This window comes from Halomonas litopenaei, assembly GCF_017303055.1.
Taxonomy (GTDB): Bacteria; Pseudomonadota; Gammaproteobacteria; order Pseudomonadales; family Halomonadaceae; genus Halomonas; species Halomonas litopenaei_A.
Genome location: NZ_JAEKJT010000013.1, coordinates 44,030 through 52,711, shown reverse-complemented (window position 1 = coordinate 52,711; position 8,682 = coordinate 44,030). Strand labels below are relative to the sequence as shown.

At 63.0% G+C, this 8,682-nt stretch carries 6 protein-coding genes; 4 read left to right on the top strand and 2 right to left on the bottom strand.

Annotated features, from left to right (window positions below):
* Positions 1 to 4,155, top strand: a 4,155-nt coding sequence (locus JF545_RS19735) for a beta strand repeat-containing protein (protein ID WP_206944862.1), incomplete at its 5' end; no start/stop codon positions are given.
* 246 nt (positions 4,156 to 4,401) lie between these two features.
* Here JF545_RS19735 and cobO read toward each other — a convergent pair.
* The gene (gene cobO, locus JF545_RS19730) at positions 4,402 to 5,007 is read right to left on the bottom strand and encodes a cob(I)yrinic acid a,c-diamide adenosyltransferase (RefSeq protein ID WP_206944861.1); all 606 of its coding nucleotides are present in this window, start codon (positions 5,005 to 5,007) and stop codon (positions 4,402 to 4,404) included.
* A 104-nt stretch (positions 5,008 to 5,111) separates the two neighbouring features.
* Entirely contained in the window at positions 5,112 to 6,596 is a 1,485-nt protein-coding gene (locus JF545_RS19725) for a RimK family protein (protein ID WP_308126724.1), read from the bottom strand.
* A gap of 244 nt (positions 6,597 to 6,840) precedes the next feature.
* Here JF545_RS19725 and JF545_RS19720 point away from each other — a divergent pair, with 244 nt between their 5' ends.
* The 3 genes from JF545_RS19720 to JF545_RS19710 all read left to right on the top strand — a co-directional run bounded on the left by JF545_RS19720 (position 6,841) and on the right by JF545_RS19710 (position 8,678).
* Complete coding sequence (locus tag JF545_RS19720) at positions 6,841 to 7,548, top strand: GNAT family N-acetyltransferase (protein WP_206944860.1); 708 nt, start codon at positions 6,841 to 6,843, stop codon at positions 7,546 to 7,548.
* A gap of 23 nt (positions 7,549 to 7,571) precedes the next feature.
* Complete coding sequence (locus JF545_RS19715) at positions 7,572 to 8,057, top strand: YajQ family cyclic di-GMP-binding protein (protein WP_206944859.1); 486 nt, start codon at positions 7,572 to 7,574, stop codon at positions 8,055 to 8,057.
* 240 nt (positions 8,058 to 8,297) lie between these two features.
* Positions 8,298 to 8,678, top strand: coding sequence for a YbaN family protein (locus tag JF545_RS19710; protein ID WP_224852175.1), 381 nt, complete (start codon positions 8,298 to 8,300; stop codon positions 8,676 to 8,678).
* Positions 8,679 to 8,682 lie beyond the last annotated feature (4 nt).

The following is an 8,682-nucleotide window of genomic DNA, read 5'->3' as shown; positions in this document are numbered from 1 at the left end:
TACAGCTACACCCTGGACGACAACACCACCGACCATAGCAGCCAGGGCACCGGCAGCGACGGCATCCAGGACGTGTTCAGCCTGGTGGTGACCGACTCCGACGGCGACGTCAGCGATCCGGCCAATCTGACCATCGATATCAAGGATGACGTGCCCGAGGCCACCGACGACGCGGCCGAGACCGACGAGAACGTGGCGATCACCGTCAACGTGCTGGACGGCAGTGCGGGCGGTACCGACGTGGCCGGTGCCGATGGTCCGGTGACCCTGACCAACGCCGCGCTGCAGGATCCGAGCCAGGGCAGCGTGAGCTTCAATGGTGACGGCAGTGTGACCTTCACCCCGGCGACGGGCTTTGAAGGCGACGTGCTGATCGACTACACCATCACCGATGCGGATGGGGATACCGCTAACGCGACCCTGACCATCACCGTGGACGCTACCCCGGTGGTAGAGGTGAACCCCGAGTCGCCCAATGCGTCTGGCAATAACGAGGTGGATGAGGCCGGTCTGGACGACGGCGGCAGCCAGTCGGCCACCGACCTGGAGACCACCAGCGGCACCATCGCCATCGATACCGGCTCCGACAGCGTGGGCTCGGTGGTGATCAGTGGCGTGGACGTGACCAATGGCGGCACCGTGCAGGGCACCTACGGCACCCTGGTCGTCAGCGTGGTGAATGGGGACTACAGCTATACCTATACCCTGGACGACAACACCACCGACCATAGCAGCCAGGGCACCGGCAGCGACGGCATCCAGGACGTGTTCAGCCTGGTGGTGACCGATTCCGACGGCGACGTCAGCGATCCCGCGGCCCTGACCATCGACATCAAGGATGACGTGCCCGAGGCCACCAACGACGCGGCCGAGACCGACGAGAACGTGGCGATCACCGTCAACGTGCTGGACGGCAGTGCCGGAGGCCTGGACGTGGCCGGCGCCGATGGTCCGGTGACCCTGACCAATGCCGCGCTGCAGGACCCGAGCCAGGGCAGCGTGAGCTTCAATGGTGACGGCAGCGTGACCTTTACTCCGGCGACGGGTTTTGAAGGCGACGTGCTGATCGACTACACCATCACCGATGCCGACGGGGATACCGCGAACGCGACCCTGACCATCACCGTGGACGCTACCCCGGTGGTGGAGGTGAACCCCGAGTCGCCCAATGCGTCTGGCAATAACGAGGTGGACGAAGCCGGTCTGGACGACGGCGGCAGTCAGGCAGGCACCGACCTGGAGACCACCAGCGGCACCATCGCCATCGATACCGGCTCCGACAGCGTGGGCTCGGTGGTGATCAGTGGCGTGGACGTGACCAATGGCGGCACCGTGCAGGGCACCTACGGCACCCTGGTCGTCAGCGTGGTGAATGGGGACTACAGCTATACCTACACTCTGGACGACAACACCACCGACCATAGCAGCCAGGGCACCGGCAGCGACGGCATCCAGGACGTGTTCAGCCTGGTGGTGACCGATTCCGACGGCGACGTCAGCGATCCGGCCAACCTGACCATCGATATCAAGGATGACGTACCACAACAGTTCTCGCCGGCGGAGCACGCGCTGGAGGACGGAAGCGGCACCCTAGACTTCGGACCCAATGCAGGGGCAGACGGGGTCAAGGAGATGGTGTTCGACGCCAGTCTGGACGGCCAGCCGGCGACGGATAGCGCAGGCAACGCTCTGAGAGTCGACGGCAAGCCGCTGACCTATCGACTCAGTGCCGATGGCACCACACTTTATGCCGAGTCTGCGAATGGGGCTGAAGATGGCTTTAGCGTGACCCTGGCGCAGACCGGAGATGGCTATACCATCGATGTGGTCGGTGACGTTAGTAATGGCGTCGATGTCGCTGCCGAACTCGAGGACGGTGAGAGCGTGACAGGTGGCTATCTCGCACTGAATCACCTGGACAATGCCAGTGATAACGACCTGCTGGTGTCCAGCAGCAGCGGAGCCGTGGTCGTCGACGATGGCAAGATCGCCGTCGCCACGGGTGCCAGCGTGCGCTTCGATGCCCTGAAGGACCTTGACGCGGGAACTGGCGGCCCGAGCTGGACCGACCATCAAGGCATGGTCAGTTTCTCCCAGCGGGTGCAGGTGGCAGGCGGCGAAGGTGCCACCACGGCACTGGTCATTGCGGCATTGCTCTACTCGCCCGATGGCAGCGCCGGCAGTGGCGATCCCAGCACCGGATCCAGCGGCTATCTTGCCGTGACGCCCGCCGACATCAAGGTCTTCAACGCCATTGGGGTGGATGTGACCAGCCAGGTCAGCGTGACCGCTGACGGCAACGGCCTGCGCGTAACCGGGTTGAAGGACGGCTGGCAGGTGACGCTAGAAACCGCGAGCGACCGGCCCTTTGAAGCGGTGGAAATCACCGCGGCGGATAGCGGCAGCACCAGCAACGATGACCTGCTGCTTGAGGATGCGTCCTATCGTCTGGGCGGCCCCAGCGACGACTTCGATGTCCAGCTTGGACTGATTGGTCGCGATGGTGATGACGACGAGCTATCCGCTAGCCTGACCTTGCACGGAGATGCCAAGGACAAGCTGCTGGTGGGCGGCAACGGAGAGCAGACCCTGACGGGCGGTGGTGGTGACGATGTGATCATCGGCGATGCGGGTGGCACGCTCAATGAGCCCGCTGGCAACTACAACATCACCCTGATCGTCGACAGCTCTGGCAGTATGGGCAACAGCTCTGGGGTCAACGGCAAGTCTCGCATGCAGCTGGCCAAGGAGGCCCTGCAGAACCTGGTCACCCAGCTCAGCGGCCACGAGGGCACCATCAACCTTCAGATTGTCGACTTCGATAGCGCGGTGGGCAACGGCGACACCATCACCTTCACCAATTTCAGCGCGGCAGACCTGCCAGCAGCGATCGCCTTTATCAATGCCATGATCGCGGGAGGGGGGACCAACTATGAGGATGGCTTCGATGCGGCACGGGACTGGTTTGCCAGTCAAGGCAATGGTTTCACCAATATCGGCTTCTTCCTGACCGATGGTGTGCCGACCTACTACCGTGGCTCCAGTGGTGGCCTCGGCGGCAACGGCAGCACCTTTAGCCAGACAGTGATGAACGAGTCGGTCAACGCCTTTGGCGAGTTGGCCTCAGTGGCCCAGGTGGCCGCCATTGGGATCGGCGAGGGCATCAATTCCAATGTGCTGCGCTTCTTTGATAACACCAATACAGTCGGTACGGCATCTACCAACCTTAGCGGCGGTACGAATGATGCCTTTGATGCGCCGGTGGGGCAGCCTCAGATCGTATTGAGTGGTGGCGATCTTGATGCGGCGCTGCAGGAAGCCGCCGCCAGCCTGCTGCCGGTCGGTGCCGATACCCTCAGTGGTGGCGGTGGGAACGACATTCTGGTCGCCGACACCTTGAACAGTGATCATCTCGAATGGGTCAACGCGGCCACCGGCGAAACCTTCACCGCGGGCGACCACGACGGCCTGGGTTATGCAGGCCTGTACGCCTACCTGACCTGGACACAGGAGAACCCAGGCGGCAGCGGTGTGGCGGATCGCATTGCCGATGCGACTGGATCGGCCCCCAGCGATGAGGAGATTCGTGCCTACATTCGTGCCGAGATCGACAATCTTGGGGATGGTCGCGACGACGGTGCGGCCAATACCCTGGACGGTGGAGAAGGTGATGATCTGCTGATCGGAGGTGCGGGAGCCGATACGCTGATTGGCGGTGTCGGCAACGATACGCTGATCGGTGGCAAGGGCAACGACACTTTGCAGGGCGGCAAGGGCAACGACATCATCGACCTGGGAAGCGGCGCCGATATCCTGGCCTGGAGCCAGGGTGATGCCGGCACCAACGGCGCCCCGGCCGTCGACACCGTCACTGGTTTCACCGTGGGTGGCTACGGGGTGGACCCAGAAGCGGATCGTCTGGAAGTGGCGGACCTGCTGGATGGTGCCACTGACGCCAGCGTCAACGACTATCTCTTTGCTCAGGAAGATGGCAACGGGAATACGGTGCTGCACGTCAAGAGCAGTGGAGGCATTGCCGCTAATGGCCACGATGCCGATCAGACCATCGTGCTCAATGGCGTCACTATGGGAGGGCAGGACTCCGCCACCTTCCTGCAGCAGATGATCGCCAACGACCAGCTGCAAGTAGAGTGATGCGAGCCGAGGGACGCGTGGCGACAAGACGTCGCCGAGCCGTCAGTCCTCGTCGTTGCAGCGGCACTTGGTTTCAGCGACGCATAGGTTTCAGCGACGCATAGGTTTCAGCGGCACGTCGTCTCAGAGGTAGGTAGTAGCTTGAGACAACCGGCCCGGGAGCATGCTCCCGGGCCGGTTGTTTTGCTGCGTGACAGGGAATGCGGTCGGTCTGTCGGCAACAGGGCTACACGATCGGCAGCAGGATCAGAAGTCGATCCCGCGGCGTGCCTTGAGGCCTGCCGCAAAGCCGTGCTTGACTTCCTGCATCTCGGTGACGGTATCGGCCATGGCCACCAGCTCCCGATGGGCGTTGCGCCCGGTGATGATCACGGTCTGTTCTGGCGGGCGGTTGGTAATCGCGGTGCGCACCGTATCGATATCCAGGTAGCCAAACTTGAGCATATAGGTGATCTCGTCGAGCACGACCAGATAGACCTCAGGGTCCGCCAGCATGCGACTGGCCTGTTGCCATACCTCCTGACAGGCCTGGGTGTCCGACTCGCGGTTCTGGGTGTCCCAGGTAAAGCCGGTCGCCATGATAGCCACTTCGAGATTGGCATCCTGCTCAAGCCGTTCGCGTTCGCCACACTCCCAAAGACCCTTGATGAACTGGACGACGCCCACCCGATAGCCGTAGCCCAGCGCGCGAGTCACCGTGCCCCAGGCCGCCGTCGTCTTGCCTTTGCCATTGCCCGTGAAAACCAGCATCAGTCCGCGCTCTTCCTCTGCCGCGGCGACCTTGGCATCGACGTGGCTCTTGAGCTTTTCCATGGCCTTCTTGTGGCGCTCGTTGCGTTGCTGATCGCTCATGCTGGCTCCGATTTTCTGGTCGTGAACGCGCAGGGTAGCCGAGTCGCTCGCTGGCGTCAGCCCGAAGGCCGTCACGCTGGGCCATCACGGCGCCATCGTGACGGTCACGGATCCTGCTTGCCAGCTTCCATACGCCGGGCAAACACGTCCAGCAGGCGATCGTAGAGGGCGTCCCCCAGCACGTTGTCCTCGATACCCGCATCAATATTGGGGTTGTCGTTGACCTCGATGACCAGAACTCGCTCGCCGACTTGCTTGAGGTCAACGCCGTAGAGACCGTTGCCGATCAGTCGGCATGCCTTGAGGGCAGTGCGCAGTACCGCCGCAGGCACATCACTGATCGGATGGCTGGTGAAGCCGCCGCTGCGGGTCCGCGGGCCGGAGTGGTCGTAGATCTGCCAATGTCCACGGGCCATGTAGTAGCGACTGGCAAACAGTGGCTGACCATCGAGCACGCCGATGCGCCAGTCGTAGTCGGTGGGAAGCCATTCCTGCAGCAGCAACAGGTCCGAGCTTTCGAACAGAATACTGGCCTCCCGGGCCAGGGCCTCCGCCGACGCCACCTTCACCACGCCCTTGGAGAACGCGCCATCGGGAACCTTCAGCACCCTTGGAAAACTGAGCTCGCGAGCCTGTTCGATCAGCCGCTCAGCACTGGAGCGGCGCAGCAAAAGCCCTTCGGGCGCTGGCACATTGCGAGTGCGCAGCAGCTCATGCAGGTAGACCTTGTTGGTGCAACGCAGAATATCCTGAGGTGCGTCGATTACCACCAGCCCTTCATGTTCTGCACGCCGGGCCATGCGCCAGGTCGGGTGGTCAAGCGACGTGGTTTCGCGCAGGAACAGCCCGTCGAATTCCGCCAGGCGTGCGCTGTCGCGATGGGTGATCAGCGATACATTGATTCCCTGGCGGCGCCCGGCGCGAATGAAGCGCTTGAGCGCACCCTTGTTGCTGGGTGGCAGTCGCTCTTCCGGGTTGACCAGCATGGCCAGGTCAAAACGATAGCGACGCCTGGCCCGTGGGGTGCGCCAGACCTTCAGTGAGTGACGATTCAGGGCGCGGGCAAAGGTGTCCTGCTCGTGCTCCTTGAGTCGCGACAGCGCCAGGGGGCGAAGGCGTGCCAGCCGGTAGCTGTGGCCCTGACGTGTCAGGCGCGCTTCCAGCAGCGGGCAGGGCAGGCGCTCGAAAAGTCGCCTGGCGATCTTTGCCAGCGGGGCGGCATCACACTCGCCAAAAAAGATGGTGACGTCGATCGTGTCGCCAAGCTGCTGGCTGGCTGCCACCTTGCCCAGATCCTCCAGCAGCGGCGCCAGGCCTTCAAGCTGCATGTCGGTGGTGGACTTGCGACGCAGCGTGTTGAGGGTATCTACCGTGGGGATCACCCTCGCTCCACGCGCCTGAGCAAGCAACGAGACATAGTAGCCAGTCCCCAGGTAGCCGAGATCCGCGCACAGGTTGATGACCTGTTCGCTGCCGGACGTTGCCGCCGATGCAAGATAGGTCTCGGCATCGATCACATCGTCGCTGGGGTGATAGGGCTGCCAGTCGCGCTGGCGGTCAACCACGATACGCAGTGCGCACATCGTCATGGGTCCTCGGGCAGGGGGGAAGGGGCGGGGCTCGATCGTTCTGGCAGCCGGCGAGGGAGCAGGAGGAGTGTCTGGTCGAGTGGCGCAAGAATGCACCTGAGCCAGCCGCAAAGCAATATGCTATCTGGGTGAAAAAAATTCATTCATCGACGGCTGACAGCGGGCCTCGGGAGCGACAGAATCGAGCGATATACTCCGTCGTCGCCGACACGGAATTCGTGGCCTTGCATGGAAGTCTTTCTCGATGTCTGTTGTCCTGCGCCCGGCGGTCCCAGCCGATCTCGATGCTCTCGAGTCGCTGGAACGTCGTGGCTTCAGCGGTGATCGTTTCAATCGTCGTCAGCTCAGGTACCTGCTGACCCGCGCCAGGGCAATCACCCTGCTTGCTGTCCCGGCGGAGGCCGGCGACGCTGATGGGGCGGTTCCGCCCGAGGGGAGGTTGCTCGGATACGGCACCCTGTTGCTGCGTAAGGGCAGTCAGACAGCGCGGCTTTACTCGCTTTGCGTGGCGCCAGAGGCCCGCGGTGATGGCGTAGGTCGGGCGCTGCTGCTGGCCTTGCAGCAGCAGGCCCGGGCGTCAGGCTGCTCGGGCATGAGCCTAGAGGTGCGTGCCGATAACCGCGTGGCTCTCGGGCTGTATCGACGTGCCGGGTTCCGCCTGGATGCCTGGCTGGACGAGTACTACGAGGATGGCTGCGCCGCCTGGAAAATGATCCTGACGCTGGGCGAACCGACAGGCGCCCCCACACAGGAGGGGGGAGCAGAAGGGGGACCGGTGGTGAGGCAAAGGACGCCTCGAGCCTTGGCGGCTGCCTCGGCGACGGACTCGGCGACGGACTCGGCGAGCGTCTCTTCACAAGAGCAGACGCAGGATCCGACGGACCCTCAGCACGACGCTGAAGAGGTTGGTCCGCGAGGTGCCTCGCAGGCACCGCTTCCAGTGGTAGACTAGCGCTTTTACCCCTTGGAGTGAGCATGCCCTCTTTCGATATTGTTTCCGAATTTGATCGCCACGAGGCACAGAACGCCGTGGATCAGGCCAACCGAGAGGTCCAGGGGCGCTTCGATTTCCGTGGCGTCGACGCCGGGTTCGAGCTGTCCGACGAGACCGTTGCACTGCATGCCGAGGTGGACTTCCAGCTCCAGCAGATGCTCGACGTTCTGCGCAACAAGCTGATTGCTCGTAGCATCGATCCGCGCACCATGGACGTGCAGGATGCCGAGCTGTCCGGGGTGAAGGCTCGCCAGAACGTCTTGCTCAAGCAAGGCCTGGAGCAGAAGGAAGCCAAGGATATCGTCAAGCGGATCAAGGACTCCAAGCTCAAGGTGCAGGCGCAGATTCAGGGCGACAAGGTGCGCGTCACTGGCAAGAAACGGGATGACCTGCAGAGCGTCATGGCGCTGCTGCGTGGTGATGATGGGCCTGATCTCGCCCTGCAGTTCGATAACTTCCGAGATTGAGCGTAACACCATGGCGAGCAGGGGCGACGGCCTGAGGTCGGCATCCAGGGCATCGGTAGCCTGTCGGGTGTCGATAGCCGCTCAGATGTCGAGAGGCTCTAAGATGTCGATAGCCTCGTGCAATTGGCCCCTGCTCGACCGTTGCGGTTCAATGGGAGTCTCAGCGATCAACGGCCGTGTGCGCGGGGCGGTCAACCGCTTTTTCCATCGCACCCTGTGCCGCACCATCGGAGCTTACCCTTGATAACCACCACGCGCCGTGTGGCGTGGCAAATGCTTGCCTGGATCAGCTTCGCCCTTGGCGTCATCGGGGCCTTCGTCCCCCTTATGCCCAGCACCTGCTTCTTGCTGGTGGCGGTGTGGGCGGCATCCAAGGGGTCGCCACGCTTCGCCCGTTGGATACGGGAACACCCGCGCTTCGGCCCCGCGGTGGTGGCGTGGGAAGAATCGGGTGCGATCCCTCGTCATGCCAAGTGGATGGCCCTGGTGATGCTGTCGCTGTCGGTGATCGTGCTGCTGTTCACGGTATCCCTCTGGTGGTTGAAGCTGGGCCTGGTGACGATGCTGGCCGGTATCGCCATCTGGATCTTCACGCGACCCGAGCCCGCGTCCTCGTCCTGAACCG